This is a genomic window from Acinetobacter sp. AOR14_HL (assembly GCF_027855175.1).
Taxonomy (GTDB): Bacteria; Pseudomonadota; Gammaproteobacteria; order Pseudomonadales; family Moraxellaceae; genus Acinetobacter; species Acinetobacter calcoaceticus.
In genome coordinates, this window is record NZ_JAKTII010000017.1 from 46,209 (window position 1) to 66,987 (window position 20,779).

At 35.5% G+C, this 20,779-nt stretch carries 26 protein-coding genes; 8 read left to right on the forward strand and 18 right to left on the reverse strand.

Going from position 1 to position 20,779, the window contains the following annotated elements; all coding sequences use genetic code 11:
* Positions 1-65: 65 nt before the first annotated feature.
* The 4 genes from MKL38_RS16205 to MKL38_RS16220 form a co-directional block, all read right to left on the reverse strand.
* Positions 66-593 (reverse strand): DUF4411 family protein, encoded by a 528-nt coding sequence (locus tag MKL38_RS16205; protein WP_270903786.1) that lies wholly within the window; start codon positions 591-593, stop codon positions 66-68.
* Positions 593-1,714: an ImmA/IrrE family metallo-endopeptidase gene (locus tag MKL38_RS16210; protein WP_270903787.1), complete on the reverse strand. Its 1,122-nt coding sequence runs from the start codon at positions 1,712-1,714 to the stop codon at positions 593-595. Before MKL38_RS16210 ends, MKL38_RS16205 begins: the two co-directional genes overlap by 1 nt.
* A 309-nt stretch (positions 1,715-2,023) precedes the next feature.
* A complete protein-coding gene (locus MKL38_RS16215; protein ID WP_270903788.1) occupies positions 2,024-2,353 on the reverse strand; it encodes a hypothetical protein in 330 nt (109 codons plus the stop codon).
* A gap of 85 nt (positions 2,354-2,438) precedes the next feature.
* Positions 2,439-2,885: a winged helix-turn-helix transcriptional regulator gene (locus MKL38_RS16220; protein WP_270903789.1), complete on the reverse strand. Its 447-nt coding sequence runs from the start codon at positions 2,883-2,885 to the stop codon at positions 2,439-2,441.
* 111 nt (positions 2,886-2,996) lie between these two features.
* On the opposite strand from MKL38_RS16220, the gene MKL38_RS16225 reads away from it, so the two are divergent.
* Complete coding sequence (locus tag MKL38_RS16225; protein WP_270903790.1) at positions 2,997-4,247, forward strand: MFS transporter; 1,251 nt, start codon at positions 2,997-2,999, stop codon at positions 4,245-4,247.
* Positions 4,248-4,330: 83 nt separating this feature from the next.
* A complete protein-coding gene (locus tag MKL38_RS16230; protein ID WP_270903791.1) occupies positions 4,331-4,735 on the forward strand; it encodes a hypothetical protein in 405 nt (134 codons plus the stop codon).
* A gap of 95 nt (positions 4,736-4,830) precedes the next feature.
* Here MKL38_RS16230 and MKL38_RS16235 read toward each other — a convergent pair whose 3' ends face one another.
* Positions 4,831-6,078: a mechanosensitive ion channel family protein gene (locus MKL38_RS16235; RefSeq protein ID WP_270903876.1), complete on the reverse strand. Its 1,248-nt coding sequence runs from the start codon at positions 6,076-6,078 to the stop codon at positions 4,831-4,833.
* A 257-nt stretch (positions 6,079-6,335) separates the two neighbouring features.
* On the opposite strand from MKL38_RS16235, the gene MKL38_RS16240 reads away from it, so the two are divergent.
* On the forward strand, positions 6,336-6,698 hold the full coding sequence (locus tag MKL38_RS16240) for a DUF3592 domain-containing protein (protein WP_270903792.1): 363 nt from the start codon (positions 6,336-6,338) through the stop codon (positions 6,696-6,698).
* A gap of 4 nt (positions 6,699-6,702) precedes the next feature.
* Here the strand turns inward: MKL38_RS16240 and MKL38_RS16245 are convergent, their stop codons facing one another.
* Genes MKL38_RS16245 through MKL38_RS16260 form a run of 4 tightly spaced genes read right to left on the reverse strand, consistent with a single transcriptional unit; the run spans position 6,703 to position 9,713 of the window.
* Positions 6,703-7,347: a glycosyltransferase gene (locus MKL38_RS16245; protein WP_270903793.1), complete on the reverse strand. Its 645-nt coding sequence runs from the start codon at positions 7,345-7,347 to the stop codon at positions 6,703-6,705.
* Positions 7,344-7,943: a class I SAM-dependent methyltransferase gene (locus MKL38_RS16250; protein ID WP_270903794.1), complete on the reverse strand. Its 600-nt coding sequence runs from the start codon at positions 7,941-7,943 to the stop codon at positions 7,344-7,346. The genes MKL38_RS16245 and MKL38_RS16250 overlap by 4 nt, the downstream gene beginning before the upstream one ends.
* Positions 7,918-8,712, reverse strand: a complete 795-nt coding sequence (locus MKL38_RS16255) for a PIG-L deacetylase family protein (protein WP_270903795.1) — start codon at positions 8,710-8,712, stop codon at positions 7,918-7,920. Before MKL38_RS16255 ends, MKL38_RS16250 begins: the two co-directional genes overlap by 26 nt.
* On the reverse strand, positions 8,700-9,713 hold the full coding sequence (locus tag MKL38_RS16260) for an acyl-CoA dehydrogenase (protein WP_270903796.1): 1,014 nt from the start codon (positions 9,711-9,713) through the stop codon (positions 8,700-8,702). The genes MKL38_RS16255 and MKL38_RS16260 overlap by 13 nt, the downstream gene beginning before the upstream one ends.
* A gap of 249 nt (positions 9,714-9,962) precedes the next feature.
* On the opposite strand from MKL38_RS16260, the gene MKL38_RS16265 reads away from it, so the two are divergent.
* Both MKL38_RS16265 and MKL38_RS16275 read left to right on the forward strand, forming a co-directional pair.
* Positions 9,963-10,196: a DUF2171 domain-containing protein gene (locus MKL38_RS16265; RefSeq protein ID WP_003650805.1), complete on the forward strand. Its 234-nt coding sequence runs from the start codon at positions 9,963-9,965 to the stop codon at positions 10,194-10,196.
* A gap of 283 nt (positions 10,197-10,479) precedes the next feature.
* Entirely contained in the window at positions 10,480-11,424 is a 945-nt protein-coding gene (locus MKL38_RS16275) for a metal-dependent hydrolase (RefSeq protein WP_270903797.1), read from the forward strand.
* Between the two features lie 67 nt (positions 11,425-11,491).
* Here the strand turns inward: MKL38_RS16275 and MKL38_RS16280 are convergent, their stop codons facing one another.
* The 4 genes from MKL38_RS16280 to MKL38_RS16295 all read right to left on the reverse strand — a co-directional run bounded on the left by MKL38_RS16280 (position 11,492) and on the right by MKL38_RS16295 (position 14,943).
* Positions 11,492-12,046 (reverse strand): TetR/AcrR family transcriptional regulator, encoded by a 555-nt coding sequence (locus MKL38_RS16280; protein WP_270903798.1) that lies wholly within the window; start codon positions 12,044-12,046, stop codon positions 11,492-11,494.
* 633 nt (positions 12,047-12,679) lie between these two features.
* Positions 12,680-13,309: a class I SAM-dependent methyltransferase gene (locus MKL38_RS16285; RefSeq protein ID WP_270903877.1), complete on the reverse strand. Its 630-nt coding sequence runs from the start codon at positions 13,307-13,309 to the stop codon at positions 12,680-12,682.
* Between the two features lie 244 nt (positions 13,310-13,553).
* On the reverse strand, positions 13,554-13,892 hold the full coding sequence (locus MKL38_RS16290) for a hypothetical protein (protein WP_005048027.1): 339 nt from the start codon (positions 13,890-13,892) through the stop codon (positions 13,554-13,556).
* Between the two features lie 283 nt (positions 13,893-14,175).
* Positions 14,176-14,943, reverse strand: a complete 768-nt coding sequence (locus MKL38_RS16295; RefSeq protein ID WP_198078845.1) for a class I SAM-dependent methyltransferase — start codon at positions 14,941-14,943, stop codon at positions 14,176-14,178.
* 365 nt (positions 14,944-15,308) lie between these two features.
* Between MKL38_RS16295 and MKL38_RS16300 the strand changes: the two genes are divergently transcribed.
* Together MKL38_RS16300 and MKL38_RS16305 are read left to right on the forward strand one after the other, a co-directional pair.
* Entirely contained in the window at positions 15,309-15,794 is a 486-nt protein-coding gene (locus MKL38_RS16300; RefSeq protein ID WP_031945309.1) for an Lrp/AsnC family transcriptional regulator, read from the forward strand.
* Positions 15,795-15,972: 178 nt separating this feature from the next.
* Positions 15,973-16,089: a hypothetical protein gene (locus MKL38_RS16305; RefSeq protein ID WP_004793556.1), complete on the forward strand. Its 117-nt coding sequence runs from the start codon at positions 15,973-15,975 to the stop codon at positions 16,087-16,089.
* 15 nt (positions 16,090-16,104) lie between these two features.
* On the opposite strand, the gene MKL38_RS16310 is transcribed toward MKL38_RS16305, so the two are convergent.
* From MKL38_RS16310 to MKL38_RS16325, 4 genes are all read right to left on the reverse strand, one after another.
* Complete coding sequence (locus tag MKL38_RS16310) at positions 16,105-16,920, reverse strand: pyrroline-5-carboxylate reductase family protein (protein WP_198078847.1); 816 nt, start codon at positions 16,918-16,920, stop codon at positions 16,105-16,107.
* Between the two features lie 397 nt (positions 16,921-17,317).
* Positions 17,318-17,542, reverse strand: coding sequence for a hypothetical protein (locus MKL38_RS16315; RefSeq protein WP_198078848.1), 225 nt, complete (start codon positions 17,540-17,542; stop codon positions 17,318-17,320).
* A 220-nt stretch (positions 17,543-17,762) separates the two neighbouring features.
* A complete protein-coding gene (locus MKL38_RS16320; protein WP_003652601.1) occupies positions 17,763-17,978 on the reverse strand; it encodes a cold-shock protein in 216 nt (71 codons plus the stop codon).
* Positions 17,979-18,322: 344 nt separating this feature from the next.
* Entirely contained in the window at positions 18,323-19,255 is a 933-nt protein-coding gene (locus MKL38_RS16325; RefSeq protein ID WP_005041842.1) for an LpxL/LpxP family acyltransferase, read from the reverse strand.
* Positions 19,256-19,512: 257 nt separating this feature from the next.
* On the opposite strand from MKL38_RS16325, the gene MKL38_RS16330 reads away from it, so the two are divergent.
* On the forward strand, positions 19,513-20,130 hold the full coding sequence (locus MKL38_RS16330; RefSeq protein WP_205469587.1) for a LysE family translocator: 618 nt from the start codon (positions 19,513-19,515) through the stop codon (positions 20,128-20,130).
* A gap of 97 nt (positions 20,131-20,227) precedes the next feature.
* On the opposite strand, the gene MKL38_RS16335 is transcribed toward MKL38_RS16330, so the two are convergent.
* A complete protein-coding gene (locus MKL38_RS16335) occupies positions 20,228-20,773 on the reverse strand; it encodes a glycoside hydrolase family 108 protein (protein ID WP_270903799.1) in 546 nt (181 codons plus the stop codon).
* Positions 20,774-20,779 lie beyond the last annotated feature (6 nt).

Genomic DNA, 20,779 nt, shown 5'->3' on the forward strand with positions numbered 1-20,779 from the left:
TGTCACTAAATGTCACATAAAGGAAAACCACTCAGAGGTGATTTTAAAAGTAAATTTAGTATCTGCTATTTCAATGTAAAATTATTATGAGCATGTCTTCTTAAAAGAGAGGGCATTGTAATACAACTAATACCAAAATTTGCAGCAGCATCTGGAATTAGAATCCGTGCTTTTGCAGCTGGATTTGAAAGCTCTTCTGTTACAATTACATAGTTATATGCCATTGCTGTTGCTATTAAATGAGCATCTGCACTATCTGGCCTTGCAAATTCATTTTTTGCTTTGGGTAAAAAATGTGTATTCGAAAAAGCCCATGACATCAATTTCCCATATTCAGTAGTCACTTTAGGATCAGCAAGACTTTCAACAAACATTTCTTGAGGAATGCTTTGACTTCTCAGTAATTGAGATAATTCATCTTGAGATGATGTGGGTTTGATCATTTCATTATAGACTTTATCAATACTATAAAATTTATCTGCATTAAACCCTCCAACCAGCCAATCCCAAAATCCATTACAAAATGATGGATGATATGAAAGATTAAAAGATTGAATAAAAATATTTGTATCAAGCAGGTACTTTGTATGCATTAAATAACGCCACCTATTTTCATAATATTTTGAGGGCTAGCATTTAACAATTTACCAGCATCTCTTAATAATAATTTACCAGATAAAGCCTGATTTACCACAGTTTTTGTTAAAAGGTAACTATTTCTACCTGGTATTAAATTTACAAAACTAGGGCTACCATCTTTTTTAGGTATATTTTTAAATGCTTCGAATTCTTCCTTTTGTATTTTTTTATACTCATAAGCTTCTAAAAAACGATGTGTTAATGCAAGTCTAGCTACCATTAATTTACTTACACAAAATTCTTGTGCAATATAATATAAGTCTCCTTTATGTCTATCCCATGCATCAATAAATTCGGATTTTGTTATTAATACTTCTGCGGCAATTTTATTACATAGAACTTCATTTGGATCATTTCCATATATATCTAAATCATCTACCCCAGATTCGCCTAACCAAATATGTGCTAATTCATGAGCTAATGTAAATATCATAGCAGCAGGCATATCTTGAGCATTCAAAAAAATTGCTGGAGCATATTCATCTACTAATACAAATCCACGAAACTCGTCAGTATTTAAAGGCTTCTTGGTTGCATTTTTTACCATACTATTTTTAAAAATTAATATCCCAATATCTTCACATTTAGAGATAAGATTTTTTAGATATTCTTCCTTGCTTTTTTTAGTATTTAAATCATAGGGCAAGCCAATATGTATTCTAATATCTTTAGCAATAATATCAGCATCTCTTTTTTTATTATACTTGCCTACAAATTCTAATTTTTGGGCATCATTCTCTTTTAGAAATTCAATAAACCACTGCTGTTTGGTTTTAACATCTTCTAGAACTTCATAAAAGCTCTCACTTAAAGGGAGTGCATTTTGACTTTGCCGTAAATCTGGAATGCTTGGCTTATACAAATTCTCAGGTGGAACATTTAAAAAAAGTGCACCAAATGGAACTTTGGTTAATTCAGCAAATTCTTCAGCCTGTTTAATAGAAAAATTACCTTCCATTAATTTTTTTTGTGTTCGCTCAGCTTCAGAAATTTTAGTTACAACATCGCTTAAGCTCAAACCAATATTGTTTGCAGCCCACTCCAACATGTTGATACTAAAATTTAAAGTGCCCATATCTTTATATTTTCCAAAACTTGTAAAATATCGCTTACGCTTTATTTTATCATTTGCTGTAATTTAACATTATTAATTTTTTGTTCAATAGGTTAATAAAAATAAACGACACAAGGTGCCGTTTAGTTTTTCCGAGCCTTCTTATGCGCCTCTTTCAATAACATGTCCTCTATACAACCCAGCTTAAGCTTTGTACTTCTCAGCAAACTGTCTAACTTTTCTTAAATCATCAGATTTATGGAATAGAAGTCCTAGTTTCATTAAGTTTTCATGGGTTAATAATCGATTTCGACATTTCCCCACTACACCTCAAATATTTTTAGCTAATTCTTTTGCCAAACATTGTTCATGCCATGTGGTTTGAAAATTCTCGACAGCTTTTGATTTAATGAGAGGGTCTTCAAATAATTTTGAAGAATATGCAGATTTGATAAGCTCTTGATAAATTTGTTTGGCTTGTTCCTCTTCAAGGTGATCAGCGATATCGTGTAACTCTTTAGCTGGCACCTCATGTTGTCTAGCATCCATCACGCCACTTGCTGCTTTTTTAACAGTTTCGCAGTAATGAAGCTGCATTGCTTCTGACGCTGCATAACATGGAATAGAAATTGCGCTGATAAAGAGGAATATAAATCTCATAATCTCACCTTAATTTGACGCGCAAGGGTACCAACTAATCTGCCCCAATTTAAGTTAAAAAAGGTTATTTTTGTTTCCTCTTCTTTTATTTCACCTTTTGCACTTGAGTATTAAAAGCTCTCAGCACTGTTCCATCTGCCGCGACTGGCGCCATGAATGGAATTTGCTGACCTGTATTTTTATCAATTAACAGAGAATGGCGCTCACCACTTTCAAATAGGTTCTGCTCTCCCCATTGTCGTAGAGCCACAACCACTGGAAACAAACTCTCCCCTTTAGCTGTCAACACATACTCTTGATAGGCCGTACCATCCGAAGCATCTTGCATTTCAAGAACGTCTGCATCAACTAACTTTTTCAGTCGATCAGACAGAATATTTCGCGCAACTCCTAAGCTGCGCTGAAAATCTCCAAAACGGCGCATTCCATCAAAAGCATCACGCACAATCAGAAGTGACCACCGATCTCCTATGAGATTGACACAGCGCGCAACAGGACAAGGTTCTTCTTTCAAAGATGTAGTGTTCGCCATCAGGTTTCCTTAAAAATAATCAGGAATAAAATATCTAGTTGCATTTTAAAACTAGTCAATCTAATATTCAACTAGTTTCATTTTAAAACCAGATTGAATGGATTTAGGATTATGAAAGCCTCTCTTGCATCTTCAACTTCACCCACAGAAAACAATAGACCGCTTTCGAGCATGCCTCGTGGCGTCATATTGCTGTTTGCTATTGCAAGTGGTGCAAGCGTAGCAAATGTCTATTATGCACAGCCCTTGCTCGACATATTGGCTACGGACTTTAGCATTAGTCATGCCGCCATCGGTGGTGTAGTTACAGCCACGCAAATTGGTTGTGCGCTGGCCCTCGTGTTTCTGGTGCCGTTGGGTGATCTTGTAAATCGGCGTAGATTAATGGCTATACAGTTACTGGCTTTGGTATCTGCATTGCTAGTTATTGCATTTGCTCATTCTGTTGTTGTTCTTTTGGCAGGAATGCTTGCAGTGGGTTTACTGGGTACAGCCATGACACAAGGGCTTATTGCTTATGCTGCGAGTGCTGCTCTCCCAGATGAACAAGGACATGTGGTCGGCACTGCACAAAGTGGTGTATTCATTGGTTTACTGCTTGCCCGAGTGTTTTCAGGAGGAATCAGTGATGTAGCGGGTTGGCGTGGCGTTTACTTTTGTGCAGCAATCATCATGCTCATGATTGCTTTACCACTCTGGAGACGACTTCCTCATTTAAACGTTCAGCCCGTTTTAATGCGCTATCCGCAGCTTCTGGCTTCTATGTTAAAACTGCTACACCAAGAAAAAGTACTTCAAGTGCGCGGTGTCTTAGCTTTACTCATGTTCGCGGCATTCAATATTTTTTGGAGTGCACTGGTATTGCCATTGAGTGAGCCACCTTATAGTTTTTCACATACGATTATTGGATCTTTTGGTCTTGTTGGAGTCGTTGGTGCTCTGGCTGCCGCACGTGCGGGTTATTGGGCCGACCGCGGATATGCTCAGCGTACAAGCTTAGCAGCACTCGTAATATTACTGCTCGCTTGGGGTCCACTTTCACTCATGGCATACTCACTCTGGGCACTGATGATTGGCATAGTATTGCTAGACTTGGGCGGACAAGCTTTACATGTGACCAATCAGAGTATGATTTTTCGTACTCGTCCAGAAGCGCATAGCCGGCTTGTTGGGCTCTACATGCTATTTTATGCAATTGGTAGTGGACTGGGTGCGATCAGTACAACCGCTACTTACGCCTATGCTGGATGGCTTGGTGTGTGTGCTCTAGGTGCAGGTGTGAGTCTGTTGGCGCTATTATTTTGGTGGATGACACGTCATATCTTGCCTCCAAACACAGACGAAAAAGATAACAATATATAAATTAGTAAAATATAATAAGACGAAATCTTCTCTAACAACCTAAATGTTGATATGCAACGTTAGTCCATTACTATCAAAAATATATGGAAGTCCCTAAAGGAATAAAATTGGGTATTAATAATAAATTGATTTGCACAGTTCTGTTGGTACTCCTTACAGGATGTCAGCGACAAGAAGCGAGCGAAAATACAAGCGCTGTAAAACTCCCTGTTTATCAGTTTAATGGCGTTTCTGCATCAGCACGCTTAAAAGGAATATTGCAGCTAAAACAAGAGTGTCTTTATGTGAACGATATACTCATTATCTTTCCAGAACACACAGCTCAGTGGGATTCTGAAAAAGAATCTTTGAGTTATAAAGGCAAGCACATCTCCCTAGGCAGTGAATTAGATATTACTGGAGGGGGTGGTGATTTTGAGCAAGACAACTTACGCATTAGACATTTGAGTCCTATGTGTGATCATCAGAACATTTGGTTTGCTGGATAATCTACAGTGAAGAATTCGAGTTCAATATTAAAAAAAAGCCCCCATATGGGCGCTTTTTCAAAGTAGTTTAAGACCTGTTATTTACAGATTAAATCTTAACTTGGATGAATTTCTGTCGTTAATCTTTGCAAATCATGACCCGAAGGCGCTTGGTAAACACGTAAACCAAATTCGGGAAGAATCGCAATTAAATGGTCAAAAATATCGGACTGAATTGCTTCATAGGAAACCCATGCAGTTGTATTGCTAAATGCATAAATTTCTAATGGCAACCCTTGGCTAGTCGGCTGTAATTGACGAACCATAATCGTTTGATTTTGAGCAATCCCCTTATGTTGGCGCAAATAAAATTCAACATAGGCTCTAAATGTACCGATATTGGTTAAACGGCGTTTGTTATAACGAGATTGATTGCTTAAATGTTTATTGAATTCTTCAATTTCAGAATTCTTTGCATCAAGATATTGATCTAATAATAAAAATTCTTTGAGCTTTTGTTGCTCTTCATCAGTCATAAAATGAACACTACTTTGATCGAGAAAGAGTGAACGCTTCATACGACGGCAACCTGAATTGCTCATGCCTCGCCAGTTTTTAAAAGTATCGGTAACGAGCTTATTGGTTGGAATGGTGGTGTAAGTTTTATCAAAATTTTGAACAGTCACTGTATGTAGTGAAATATCGATCACATCACCATCCGCATTCAGTGAAGGCATCTCAATCCAGTCACCAATACGAACCATGTCATAAGATGCAATTTGTACACTGGCAACCAAAGACAAAATCGTGTTTTGGAAAACCAGCATTAATACTGCTGCCATCGCACCAAAACCTGCGAGTAAAGTGAACACATCTTTTTTAAGGAATGTGCCCAAAATCATAAGGCCACACACAACAAATAAAATTAATTTAACAAGTTGTAAGTAACCTTTAATTGGTTTGTTTCTAGATTTTGGATTACGCTGATAAATGAGGTTAAAGATATTTAACAGTTCGCTAACTGTAAGCGCGAGTGTAAGAAAAATAAATGCTTGCGCCCCCATTTCGACAAAAGTAATAAACTTCGGCGTTAGATGAGGAACTGTTGCAATACCATTCATAATCACAACAGCTGGAACAATATTTGCAAATTTCTTTATGACACTATGTTGGGCAAAAATAGATTGATTGGGTGATTTGAACTTTGTGACTAAGTGACGAACGCCCCGAACAATAATGCGTTTAGCAATAAAATTGGCTATTGCTGCAAATAAAATCAAAATCGTGAGTGAAACAAACATTTCTAGCCAAGGATAGTGGCTTAGTTCAACCCGAATATCACGAAAAAAATTTAAAAAATCCAAACTCATACCCCTTAAAACTTTATTTTCTAGAATTTTAAGGGTTAAAGCATTTGATAATAAGACTTGTTTACATATGTAGTCATAAATACAACAACTAAGTTATATACCCTGCGCAAATTTAATTACGAATCTCATTATTTTTGACGCTTAACTATGATGTCTTAGCTACTTATTTTTTAGATCGTTTATATAACGTAGATCGAATGAATCGGTTCATTTAAAATAATGTATTAAACGGGTAATTCTGGTTTTAGTGAGTGAAATTTTCTGACTTTTTGACTTTTATTGGAGTGGTCTGGTTCAGCTTATTCTTTATCTATATTGTTTGGACCTTTTTTCTTAAAAGTCTGGTTCATAAATTTTTTATTTATAAACGAGGAATCATTACTTCTGCCGAAGTTGTGTATTTTCAGGACTCTCTCGTCAAAGTTCAATATCGCCCCTTATGTCACATAAAATTAAAATTCCAAGCTGAACAAGGCCAAATCATGACTGAAAATTTAAAGGTGCTTATTGCTAAACAAAATCACGATCAATATAAAATCGGTAGCATCATCAAAATTAAATATGATCCTAAAAATTTAAAGAATATTTCGATATTGGGAGAAGTAATGTTGTGAGTCATTAGAGGTTATTTAAAAAGTAAGATAAACCCTGAGGTGCTCGTCCATTTAACCGACTACTCGTTGTCACTCTAACCAGATTACTCCAAGTAATATTGCAACAATGCTTTATAAATTTTTTGATTAAAGATACATCTTCATGACATGAAATAGGCTCAAAGCCACCAACTAAAACATAGACTTCCGCACTAAAACTTAAATTTGCCCCATGAATATGTGCATGATCCATCTGATCTTTATAATGTGCCAAGTATTTCTGCCGTTTGGATATCGATAGATGGCTCAAGTCATCTAGGGTCACCGTACCGCAAATTGCATCTGTTGGTTGATGCTCTATTTGATAGCGCAGCCAATCAGGACTGACCACCGTGTCTGCATCCGTACACGCAATCCATGTTACACCGCGCCCAATTAAATGACGAATACCTAAATCTCGTGCTTGCCCCACACAAGCATAACCACACTCAATCCAATTGATTTGATGGCTTTGTGCAATGAGTCGCGACTGATCTGTACAGTTATCAAGTACAACAATAACCTCTACGTCATAACCGCTAATATTATCTATGGCAACCTGAATCGATTGCAGGCAGGAAGATAGATATTGCTCTTCATTATGTACTGGAATGACGATACCTATTTTCATCTTAGTTTTTCCTGCTGCGCTAAAGAGGAAGTGTTCGCCGTCCAAACATCTATCATAAAATCTGGGTCGTTCAAGCTTAGATAATGATGAAATGGGAAATGTTGCTGAAAAGCTTGATGGACTTGTTCTGCGTTTAATTCAAAATCTTGAATTTCATGACGCCAATGGCAACACAGAATTTCACCGTCATCATTTAAACTATGCTTTAACTTTTCAATAAACTGATGCAATTCGTTTGCCGACAAGTAATAGGCCATCTCACTAATTAAAATTAGGTCGAATTTTTGAATTGAGTAGTCTTCAGGTATTTTTCTATTCTCAACAACAACATGCTCAAATTGTTGTAGGCGCTCGGAAGCTAAGCGGACAGCACACTCAGAGACATCTATACACACTAATTGCTCGGCTCTTTGGGCTAAATGAATACTTAAATGTCCATTTGAACAGCCCACTTCTAACACTTTTGGGTAACGAGGTCTTGTGAGCAGCGCGAGACAAATTTGCCTTTTACGGGCTTCATACCAATGTGAGTCATAGCCCCATGGATCACTGTTATGACGATATAAATCTTCAAAGTACATGCGAGAATGAATCACTCAAATACACCTCATAAGGCATTAAAAGACGTTTAATTGCACTTGGAGAGAGAACCGCAGTATTACCCGTGGTTTCATCTGCTTCAAGTTGGGTTTTAAACTGCAAAATTGCTTGATGTTTTTTAGTTAATTGTTCTTCGGTTAAGTGGAACGCTTTTGCGCGCTGCCAATCAATTCGTGGGTCTAAAGGCTTTGCCCAATGCCAAGCCCATATTAATACGTGTAAACATAGTAATTGCTTAGCGTTTGCATAAGCTTGCACTGTTTTACCTACTGCTTCATGGTCTGGGTGACCATCAAGTGTATAACTACAAATCAGAATATCGTCAGCTTGCACGGTCTGCTCTAAACTCTGCCAAAGTTGATGGGTTTGAAAATGGATCTGACCATCTAACAAATTAAGCTCTGCCCGTTCGGTTGACTCTGCTACCCCTAAACAATCTAAGGCAGCTAAACTTTCTTTCGGGCGAAGAACATTGAGCTGATCTGGAGGATATTTTGTCGAGTTAGGATGGCTTTGTGTGCCGTTAGTCACAGCTAAAATTAAAATCTTACAATTCAGCGCGATGAGTTGCTGCATTAAGCCGCCGCAACCGAGCACCTCATCATCAGGATGTGGAGCAACAATCACCACCCTTTTAGAGTGAAATAACTCAAGATTTAAAGACGCTAAAGGATGTTCTTTAAATGCCTTTAACCATTGCTCTTTGGACGTACCTTCACCAAAAATAACGCGGTCTTCAACTAAAGGATGTTTTAAAGTTCCCATAAGCTTTGCTCCGATAAACAGAGTTCTGCAATTTGTTCATAGTCAAAAGCGGCATGACTTTGTCTGATAAACACAGGCAAGTCAGCCATGAGCTGAGCGAAAGTCGCATCTTCACAAAAAGGTCGAGCACCTAAGGCTTTCCCTACCCGTTCAATCACACTCAGACAGCATTGTTCTGTTTGGGCACGTAATATCCGTATTTCCCGCTCATGACTCAGCAATGGTTGATGATCAATCAGTTCAGCAATGTATTGAAAATATTGCTTGGTGATCGCTAATTGCTGAGCTAACTCTCCTAAGTACAATTTCTTAAAAGGGTTAGGATTTGCCTGACAACTTTCCTGCAAAAAGCTGGCTAAACGCACAGCGGCACCGTACCAACAAGCAGCGACTCCAGCCGCACCATGCCAAAACCCTGGGCGTTCTAAATAACTGTTTGGATGACCTATCAGTTGAACAGTCTTATTTTCAAAAGTGACTCTAGCTGTCTGCGTGGCGTGCATCCCGACTGCATGCCAGTGGCTCAAATCGGTAGTAATTGAAGGATGTTCTAAGTTAACAATACAAAGCTGTGCTTGGCCTTGCTGGTCTTTATAACTCATTAAGGCTTTTTGAATAAACTCCGCACCGGAGCACCACGGTTTTATGCCATTACAAAGATTATCTTTTATTTGCAATGGAGCTGGTCCACCGTCTGCTGCCCAAACCGCCCAAATCTGGTCATCTATTTCTTCTTGATAGCCCAATTCATTTAAAATACTTAAGGCATCACAATGAGACTCAAATAGTTTAGCCAAACTTAAATCTGACCCAGCAATCTGAGCAAAAAGTTGCCAACGTTGATAGGTTTGGCCCGAAGCTGGATAAGGTAAATTTTTGGCTAAATTTACCAATTGAGAGAGTAAATCTATACGAAGCTTACTTTTATCTTCAGCTAAGGCAGATTCAAATTCACTCAAGATGCTCAATATCGTCATATTTATAGGTATTTTAATATTCATTGCAAATAATTATTTATAAGACTTGATTTAACCATATCTAAATACTTCTGTTTAAATAAACACATTAATTGTAATAAAAAGATAATTATTATTAGATTTATATCCAATTATTTCATTGTTACTCAAATATATTCATTAAGTGAGTTTATAAACCGATCCTGTAAGGTTTATTAAAAATTCAACATTTAGCTCATTATTTAAAGTAATTTAGTTTCTACCATTTTTCTATTTTCAAAGAAGAGGTCTAAAATGAATACTTTAAATATTACTGACATTCAAAAACACGCAGATGTTATTGCTTCTTGCGGTACTAAAGTAGGAACAGTCGACCATCTCGATGGTGAAAATCAATTAAAGTTGACTCGAGACGAAAGTGGTCAACATCATCTCATTCCTACTGCGTGGATTGGGGAAGTGAACGAAAACCAAGTCATACTCAATAAAAATTCAGAAGAAGTTAAAGATCAATGGCAAGCGATCTAGGCTTTTAAGCACGGCGAGTTACTTACCGTAAGCTTTATAATAAAAAGTTTTAGCTTATAAAAATGAATAGGCTTAAAGAATTTAAAGCCTAGATTATAAAAATGAAGGCTCCTTTTAATAAAGGAGCCTTTTTTATTGACCAAACCTCTCACTTAGACCTTTTTTATCTCTATAAGCCTTTTGTAAGATGTTTTTGTCCCTTAAGCACATGGTGATCGATTTTACTTAATGCTAAAAATTGTGCATTCGCATTAAATGAATAATTATGAATAGGGTGACGTATATGATCACAGGGAATCATCAGCTTAAAGCTCGAAAAGTATATTTTGATTTCGCGGAGTCATCTGTCTGCTGGATGCCGAATGATCCGTTATGCTCACATGTAGCAAATGGTATCAATATGCTTTTGCCAGCTGGCGAGTTTTGGTTCTGCCGAGTGTTTAATAAAACCCTTCCCTACATTACCGATGAAACATTAAAACAAGAAGTAGTAGGCTTTGTCCGCCAAGAAGCAGCGCATGCACGTGCCCATGAAAAAGCTCAAGACTTCTTACGTGAAAATGGCTATGACATTCAAGATCCACTCAACCGTGCCCATTTTGTTTTTAATATTTTATTGGGCGATAAACCTTTTGGTCTGCCGCTTGTGAAAGGCAAAAAACTTGAAGAATATTGGTTACTTTTCCGAGTAGGTGTTATTGCTGCAATTGAGCACTTTACGGGAACTATTGGTCAGTGGACACTTGATAGTAAGTCTTGGGATAGCGCCGACCCTGCAATGGCAGATTTATTCCGTTGGCACCTTGCCGAAGAAGTTGAACATCGCTGTGTTGCTTACGATTTATTTCAGCACCTTTTAACAAACAAGTTGGGTTTTTATGTGTCGCGCCAAGTCATTATGGCCGCTATTTTCCCGCTGTTTATTTACTTCCTTGCTGATTTTGCACGTAGTCTAGGCAAGCAGGATTTAGAGCACGAAGACATTCAAAAATTGATGCGTCGTGGCTTCTTTAATTTCATTCGTGAATTTGAAAAAACGGCTACTCGCTCAGACAACCTACCGACCATTAAATATTTATGGAAAGCGACTTTAAGATGGGTTTCTCCAAAATTTAATCCAATTCATGAAGGTGACACTGAGCAGGCTTTGGCTTATATGGCTCGTTCACCTGCGGTTCAACATTTTGAACAAATGGCCCATTCTGAAAAACCTGCGACATTAAGCTAAGAACCTATTTTCTTTCAAAGAAAAAGCCTCCTTAATAAGAGGCTTTTTTCTATTTAAGTTTTAACAATTAGGCAAAGTTTAAAAAGAAATAATCCAACAGCCGTGCGCTCTCATCTACCCCATTTTCACCTAAAAGCTGAACCATTGCCCCATCAATCATAAATAAAAACATGTAAGCATCTTGGATTGAAGCCGTCATTTTTAAGGTTAAAAGCAACTTATGAATTTCGCCAACAAACCAGTTTCTATAATCAACCACGACTTTATAGGCAACAGGATAGAGCTTTTCAATTTCAAAAATTGCCTTGAAAGGTAAATGATAAAAGCCGTTTAAGTCGACATGTAGAAAATAAATCTCCTTGAGTTTATCGAGCACCATTTGTTCACGATAAGAATTAGAAATTGAAAATACCTTGTCTTTTAGCGCGTCTTTTTGAAAAGTGAGACACATTTCGATGAGTCGTGCTTTTGAATGAAAGTCGTTGTAAAAAGTAGCTTTGGCAACTTTGGCTTCCACAATAATTCGGTCAACACCGACCTTATGAAAGCCATATTGATTAAATAAGTCTTTTGCGGTGTGAAGCACTCTGAGTGCTCTAAATGAAGATTCTAAATTTGGCATAGGAATACCGTTTAAATAATTTTTTGTTGTATATAAATGAGATAGAAATGCCGTCACTCTTAAAATGAGTGCTAAAAACAGGCATGCAAAAGCAGCACAAAATGTGCCCTAAACTATCTCGGGTTTTATTGTTGCTATGATTTTTTAGTCGTAACGATTCTTAAGGCGTAGAAAACCTAAAGTCGGTTAAACCGTTTTAAAGACTGTTTAAACGGTATGAATAGAGAGAGTTTGGCGTAGGCCAATTTAGAAAAATTAGGCATGAATGAAATCCTATATGCATAAAATTTCTGCCAATCACTGCTAAATGATTATGGTGGCAGAACGAAAGAGGGTTAGCAGACTGGGCATATAGAACCAGCACGCACAAGGCGTCCCCCTTCCGTCCTACCGCTACGAATGGGGGACGAACGAGTTCGCCACCAAAAAATTACTTTTTTGATGCGCTATACGCTCTCGGTCTGCTAAAACCGACTGGCAATGTAGGCCAGCACGCAAAGCATAATCGGAGGGGTTTTAGGTGTCAATGTGATATTGGCTAGAAATAAAGCTTTAAAATAATTTTAGTAAAAGGGTTTATTAATCTAATACAGAAGATTTGGTTTATAAAATAGAATAATTATTGAAAACAGCTTAATAAACTTTGAAAGAACATAATGCATTCTTTTCTTTTAATAATTCAACATTCTTAAAACCAGCTAAAGAAAATGTATTTATATGCTCATCAATAGTCATATATAAGTCTTTATTTTTCATTCCTTCCTCATTTTTGACTATATGATCAGTCACTATATATAAAGAATTTGTATTTAAGAGATGATTTCTAACTTGGATATGAAACTCTTTAGCAAAATCTTTATGCCTTAACTCATGTAAAGCTTGGTGAATGATGACCACATCGAAAGTTTCTTGTTGGCATACGTTGTACCACCCAGAATCTTTAAAATTGGCAGTTAAGTAGTTAGCTTTACTCGCAAATGATCCTAAGTTTTTTCTGGATAACTCATGCATAGCTTCAGAAAAATCTAAAGCTGTATATTCCAGAGACTCTATATTTTCTAATAGAATTTTTGCCAGATAGCCAGGACCAGCACCTATCTCAAGAATCTTAGGTTTTTTGATATTGAGTGACTTAATCTCAGCCACATACATGCTAAAAAATTCATATCTCCAAGGGCGTTTCACATTTACTTCTTCAGCCCACTCTAGAGCATCAGCTGCTTTTCTTAGGTCAATTGGACTTGAAACTTCCTTTATAGTCATAATTTTACGCCCTTCTAATAGCTTTTTTCGTATTAAAAAATGAATATACCTTTTAAAATATATCTCTATTAATTCTTCAGTTCTATTCATTTAAAAGAGATTTTAAGTGTCAAAGTGATATTGGGTGGATTCTTAAAGTTTATTTTCTAGTTTAATTGACGAATTATATACGGTGATACACCGATAAAATGAACAATTAAATTCATTCTATCGGCTTGCTAGAAGAGGTTTTTAAAACCTTATTTTATTTTTTAATATAGTTTGGAAACTCTTTTAAAACCCGACTACATAATTGACCTTTTGTATCTTCTTTCTTGCGCTCTTCAAATTGCTTCATACCAAATTTCATGACTTCTCTACCGTATTTATCGCCTAGCTCATGTTTAGTACATTTTGCTGCAGCATCCTTTAACTCTTCTGAATAATAGTGATAGTTACAATCAAGTTGAGCGCGGCTTAAAAAACCATGTAGCTCTACTGCTTTCTCGCAGTGTGTTTGCCCTAGAAGGCTTTTAGGTTCTTGATTAGCATGAATTGATGTTCCTACCAATAAAGTGAAAACCGTTACTAAAATATTACGCATTATTTCCCCGACAAAGTTATTAAAAGTATTAGTGGTAATGTTGCGCGCGTATTAAATAATAATTATTTATAAGTGTCTATTAATAAAAAGAAAATTAAATAAATCGCCTTCTCTTTTGAATACTTAATCACCTTATAAAAATTGTGTGATTAAGTTTTATCAAATAAATGATATTAGATTTGTTTTATACCCATCTTTAATATAATCCGAGCTATTCAAGAAAAGAGTTCTAGTGGCATTTAATTCATTTCTTATCTACTAAAACCCTTACTTATTACACCATTTAAAACCCTAATTTCTTAAAAACAAAATAACCCACATGGCTTTCAAAGCTACCGTCATTCTGAATTTTGAAATATTTCTTAACGAGGTCAGATGAACCTTCCTGCAAATAGCGCAAAGTTTTGATTTGATCTTCAGGGGTTTTCATACGCTTCACCCAACTATCAAAGTCTAACGAGAGCGTTTGTTTATCTAAGCCAACCAAGTCAAAGCCTGCATCTTCGATAAAATAGACCCACTCTTTTACACTGTAGTTTCGTACATGACTCGGGTCTCGAATAGTTTCGATCGTCTGTAAAAACGTGTCTAATATAGGCGAGCTAGAACTAATAATATCTACAAAAATAACAATACCATCAGGCTTAAGAACGCGGTTTACTTCTTTCATGGCGCTAGGAACATGCTGCCAGTGATGAGCTGAATATCGGCTAATGACGACATCAAACTGATGGTCACTAAAAGGCATATCTTCAGCAATGCCCTGCTGCACAAAGATGTTTTTTAATTTGCGTTGGCTGGCAGTCTTAGATACAGTGTCTAACATTTCATGAGATAAATCGTAAGCAAAAACAAGGTCTGCATGCGGAGCAACATTATAAGAGACATGGCCTCCACCACAGCCTAAATCTAAAACAACAGCCTTTTCAATTTTCTGAATTTCATTAATAAATTTATTAAATTCAATTCCTTCAGAATGAGCTTGGCTATTCAAATAGTCGAGGGACTTATTTTGATATTGTTTTTGATTTATATCATGCTGGGTGATCATAACCTTGCTTCCTTCTATGCAATGAAATCACCATAAAGGAAAAGTTAGATAAAAAATAATGATTAGTTTTTCTTCAATTGATAAATAAAAGTTATTATTTAATTTATTTTAATACACTATGACGATTAATGAAAATAGATTTAAAAATTTATAAGAAATCCGCAAAGAGCACTGTTTAGTCACCCTTACTGAAACAGTGCTCTTTGCTCCATCACAACCCCTATCCAGAAAGGTTCAATGCATAGAAATAGTGTATGTACCTTTAGCTCAAAATGTTTCCTGTATTTTTTGCTTTTTTTAAATGATCGCGGCATAAAAATAAAGTATATTTAATTTTATCAGAAGATTCTTCTTTGGTTTATATTTTGAACAGAACAGAATACACACTAGATCGCATAGATCGGAAAATTTTATCTGCCTTACGCGGTAATGGCCGTCTAACCGTTGCTCAATTAGCCGAAGAAGTCGGTCTTTCATCTTCACCATGCTGGACACGACTAAAACGTCTGGAAACTTTAAAAATTATTGAAGGCTATACGGTAAACGTAAACCCTAAAGCGATTGGCATTCATGAGGTATTTTTTATTGAAATTACTCTAGAGCGCCATGATGATGAAATGTTAGAGAATTTCAGCGAAGCATTAGCAGATATACCGGAAGTTGTAGAAGCCCATCTGGTTACAGGTGACTATGATTATTTGGTCAAAGTAGCCGTAAAAGATGCGGATCATTACGAACGTTTTTTACGGAAAAAACTCTATTCAATTAAAGGTATTCGACACACACGCTCAACCTTTGCCCTACGCCCTCTTAAATCTGCCAATACCGCCGATTTAATGTTAATTGAATAAAAGATGTAGCGCCTATAGCACATCGACTTAAAATATTGATTCTAAGATCTTTATTAAGTTAAGCAACTTAAACCATAACAGATTTAGACTCTGTTATATTTTTTTTAAAAAATTCTGTATCTATGATTACAGCCTCCTCATCTCCATAATAAAATTAATCTGAGTTGGAGGCATCGCCATGAACATTTTGAAGAAAAAAAATAAGGCCAGTTTTGTATTCTTTATTATTACTCTCTACTCTTTTATTGGGTTTGGCTTAGGTTTCATTATTTGGGAATACTTTTTAAAGGCCTAGTTTGCTAAAGAAGAGTTAACCAATTTCAGAAATAATTTCTGAAGTAATTTCTTTGCTACGATGATATGCGGCTTTCATAGCTAAACGTATATCATCTGATACATTTCCTAAATCGAACATGCGTAAAGCAGATTCGGTAATTCCGTTGGCTAAAGTGACCTTTCCACATAAATCCGCAGGTGGGACATTGGTTTTACGGATCATTTCAACTGCACCAGCAGCGGCTTGAAGTGCTAAATCTAAGGCAAACTGTTTGTCGAGGCCTAATGAAACGCCCGTCTTAATCATGCTATCTAAAATATAAAAAAAGTAAGCCGGTCCTGAACCAGATAATGCAATAATTGCATCAGTTTGTGTTTCCGAAGCTGCCCAGAAAGTCTGCCCCGTTGCAGAGTACAGCATTTCGATGACATCTTTATCGAGCTGGTCCATTTGCTCAGAAGCAATGAGTACGTGAGTACCCGTATGCGTAAGCACAGGTGGATTTGAAATTACACGAACAATTTTTTTTGAGCCAGTAATCGTTGATAATTTTGCAATATCAACCCCTGCCATCATAGAAATAATAACTTTACGTGCTAAATACTTTTTAAATGGTTCAAGCGTTTCTTTTAAGTTTTTAGGTTCCAATAATAAAATAACAATATCTGCTTTTTTTAAACCATTTTCCTTTTCCTTTTGCTTTAACATATTTTCATCGTTATTTTTTTTCTCTTCAATAAGATGGATCTTTTCTTTTTTGAATCCTTTTAAAACTAAGCCTCCTATTAATGCTAACGCCAAATTACTACTACCAACAAAACAAATATGAGGTTGTACTTCATTTAACATTTAAAATATTTTCCTTTCTTAGGGGTATTATAGTAATTAATATTATCTATAATTTAATTATAAGTATTGAGTTAATGAAAGGCTACCTTAATAAAGAACCCACTCAAATAAACTATATTAAAGTGGGTTTCGTTTTATTTGCGCAATAAATAAAACAACTTTAGCTTAAGCCTAATGTATAACTATTTATAGCAAATTCTACACAGAAATTGTTAAAGTCTGTAATTATCATTATAAAATTGTACACTATTTTAATAGCTTATAAAGAGTATGAAATTGTTAGGTTTTCTAAACAAAAAAATGATGAATGAAAGACTCTACTCTTCCATGAAACAATTGCTAATGCTTTTATCAATCAACAATATTCACAACTCATAATTATTAATTAAAAAAGCAGCTAATTAGTTTCTTTTTTATTCTTTAAAATTCTCTCAGCTTTGCTCATGGCTTGGGTTAGATCAACATCTTCACAAACCCAGAAAGTAAAAATTTGTCCAAACAAGTGGAAGTGCTGTTTAATATATTTAGAACTATTGTCTGAATAATGCTCTTCAACCTTAAAGAAATCATTATTGTTTTCTATTTTTTGACCGTCAAAAATACCGCCGATACAAATATCCATTTTAATACCATACACCTAATTAGTTATGTTATAACATAAAATTTTTAAAACCTTTTATAAGAGTATTTTTATACTTCTTTTTTTTAAATATAAGTTGAATCAAAACTTATAAAAAACCCACAAAATATAAAGTGGGCTTTTTAAACTCTAATAAAACGCTTTAGACTCAAATATATTTTATTTAAATAATATATTTAAATCAATTAAATGCTCTATTTATTTATGAGTTTTGAACAATCACAATATTTGAAGCTTGTGGGCCTTTTTTACCCTGTACTACAGTAAACTCAACACGTTGACCTTCCAAGAGAACTTTAAAACCAGGTGTTTGAATATCGGTAAAATGAGCAAAAATATCTTTACCTTCATCAGTCACAATAAAACCAAAACCTTTAGTTTCATTAAACCATTTTACTGTACCAGTAGTAGTAGACATATGTTATATCCTAAATCTTAAAATATTATAACTTATTATTGGGGAAACCAATTTAACTAAAAAATAGACGTCAAAACTTAAATATCTGAAAAAACCGAAGGATTATAAATAAAACTGCGCAAATAGAAATTTATGATGACAAGAATATTTTGTTAGTTATGCTCGATAATACACGCTTCAGAAGCATTTGCAATCGATATTCAAAATAATTAAAGCAAGAAAAATTCTATACCTCTTCCCACTCATCTTTCATATTGATTTAATTAAGATTCCTTTCAATTAAAAATCAAATTTTGTTTCATTTTAATCGAAAGGAGTACCTTTGTTATTTCCCCATAAGACCATCAATAAAATTTCTTTTCACCCGCAGGGCGTGTCTTAAAACGTCGATGGAACCACATGTATTGTGTAGGTGCGATGCGAATTTGATTCTCAATAATTTTATTTACTCTTTCAGCATCACTAACTTCACATCCACTTGGAAAATTCTCTAATTTGGGTTCAACGAGAACATGATATTGAGGATTTCTAATATTGCCACTTCTGTAAAAGTATAAAGGCACTGCTGCTGCTTTTGAGATATCCATAAGCCTGCGGTGGGCTGTGACAGTAGCTGCCTGCACCCCGAAAAATGATGCCATTACACCTTGCTTTAAGCCAAAATCCTGATCTGGGCTATACCATATGGCATGACCATGTTTAAGGTTTTGGATAAGTCCACGCATGTTATCTCGAGCAATCTGGTTTTTATACACTCTTGCACGGCTACGATGAATCAGAAAATCTAAAAAGGGATTGTTTTGAGGTCGGTAAACCACGTCCATATTAAAAAATAAGGTACACGCGGCTCCGCCTGCATCTAAAAGGGTGCTATGAGTGCCTAGTAAAAGTACGCCATTTTCCTGATTGTTGGTTAAATTCTCTAGTCCATCTATGTGAACACGGTTTTTAAACCAGTTTGGACTATACCAAGCATTTAAAGCCTCAAATACACCCGTTAAAGTATCAACAAAAACCTGTTTGGCTTTCACTTCAATTTGCATAGGTGTTTTTTCAGGAAAGCATGCTTCTAAATTACGTAGTGTTGTTTTTCTTCTTGAACCTAAAGATTTCCATGCTATTTTTGAAAGAAAATCGGCTAGACGCCATTGAATAGCCCAAGGTAACATCGCAAATAACATCAGAATAAAAGCTAAAACCCATAGACCCCAATATTTAAACGATAAAAAGGAAAATCGAAATTCGCCAGATTTAAACTGCCGTTCTTTTTTCGTCATACTGTATATTTCTTGAGGTATAGACTTAACATACTAACACGCCTACTTGTCGGGGTTGTATGTTTATGTTGCAATAACGGCTATGCTTTTAAATACATTATCTATTTATATAAATGCATATTTTATTTCGAAACTTTCAAATTTTAATATTTAATTTATTTATTTTAAATATACATAACCTTCTGTATACATAAATTATTTTCTCATTTAAAGTAATCGCATAATTTTGTCTCAATTGATAAATAGGATATATCAGCGTGAGCGGTCTTTTAGTTTTTATAACAATTGCATTCCTTACCCTATTAAGCCCCGGCCCCGGTGTTTTATTTACTGTCACAAATTCAATCAATTATGGTGTTAGAACCGCTTTATTCGGTATTAGCGGCTTAATTATTGGTATGTTTGTAATTGCTGTAATTTCCGCCAGTGGTGTAGGTCTTATTATTACGAGTAACCCTACTATTTTTACGGTTTTAAAATTTATTGGTGCATTTTATTTAATGTATCTCGGATATAAAAACTTTAGCAAAAAAATTCCATCGCAAGATTTAATCACAGATCAGCAAAGCGATAAAAATGTCAGTAAATCTAAACTATTTTATCAGGGTCTACTCGCATCTTTGCTTAACCCTAAAACAATCGTATTTTTTATTGCTCTTTTCCCTCAATTTATCGATATAAAGAAAGAAATTTTAAATCAGTTTTTAGTTCTATCTTTAACCTTTTGTTTGATTGGTTTTTTAATTCATCTAGTCTATGCAAATTTCTCTTCAATTTTTAAAGAAAAGATGTTGGCTGGAAATAATTTTTCTATACTCAATAAAATCAGTGGGGCTATTTTCTTTCTTCTTGCAATTTTACTCATCGCACAATAAATCATTGCTTTAAGAATTATGCTTTAAAAGCCTTAACTCATGTTTAGACTTTTAAAGCATTTCGATGATTGAGCATATTTTTATCTAATTACAATCTTTAAAACGATACCCTGTTTAAGATCCAACCATAAAAGAAGTCTTCATAATTTGGGTTCTTCTCTGTAATTTCTATATAGTGCTGCCCTTGCATAATATTTAAAACGCGTACCAATACCTTTTCTCCTTCTTTATGACGCCTGTTCAAATAACCTCTAAGAGCTTGAAAAGTGAGAGGCCCATACTGACCATCTAAAGCAAGATCTGACCAGCCTTCTTTTCCCTGCTTATTCAGCAAATTTAAAGCACGCTGCAACAAGGGTTTTGCAAAATTGACGCCACAGTTAACGCCTGTATCAAATAACTCTTCTGCAATAGTCGGGCTAATCTCATTGATCTGGTCAAATTGGGGTTCAAACCAATATTGTTTCTTATAAATAGATTTAGCCACAGCTAATGTTAAATCCTGCATATCACCTTGATAGCCGTGTGATCGAGCGACTGCTTCTGTAATGCCAAATTTGGTGGCATGTCCATGGTCTGATGGATGGTTAACATACCCACCTTCTCTGTTTATGATTGCTTCTAAGTACTGGTCGATATTCATTTTATT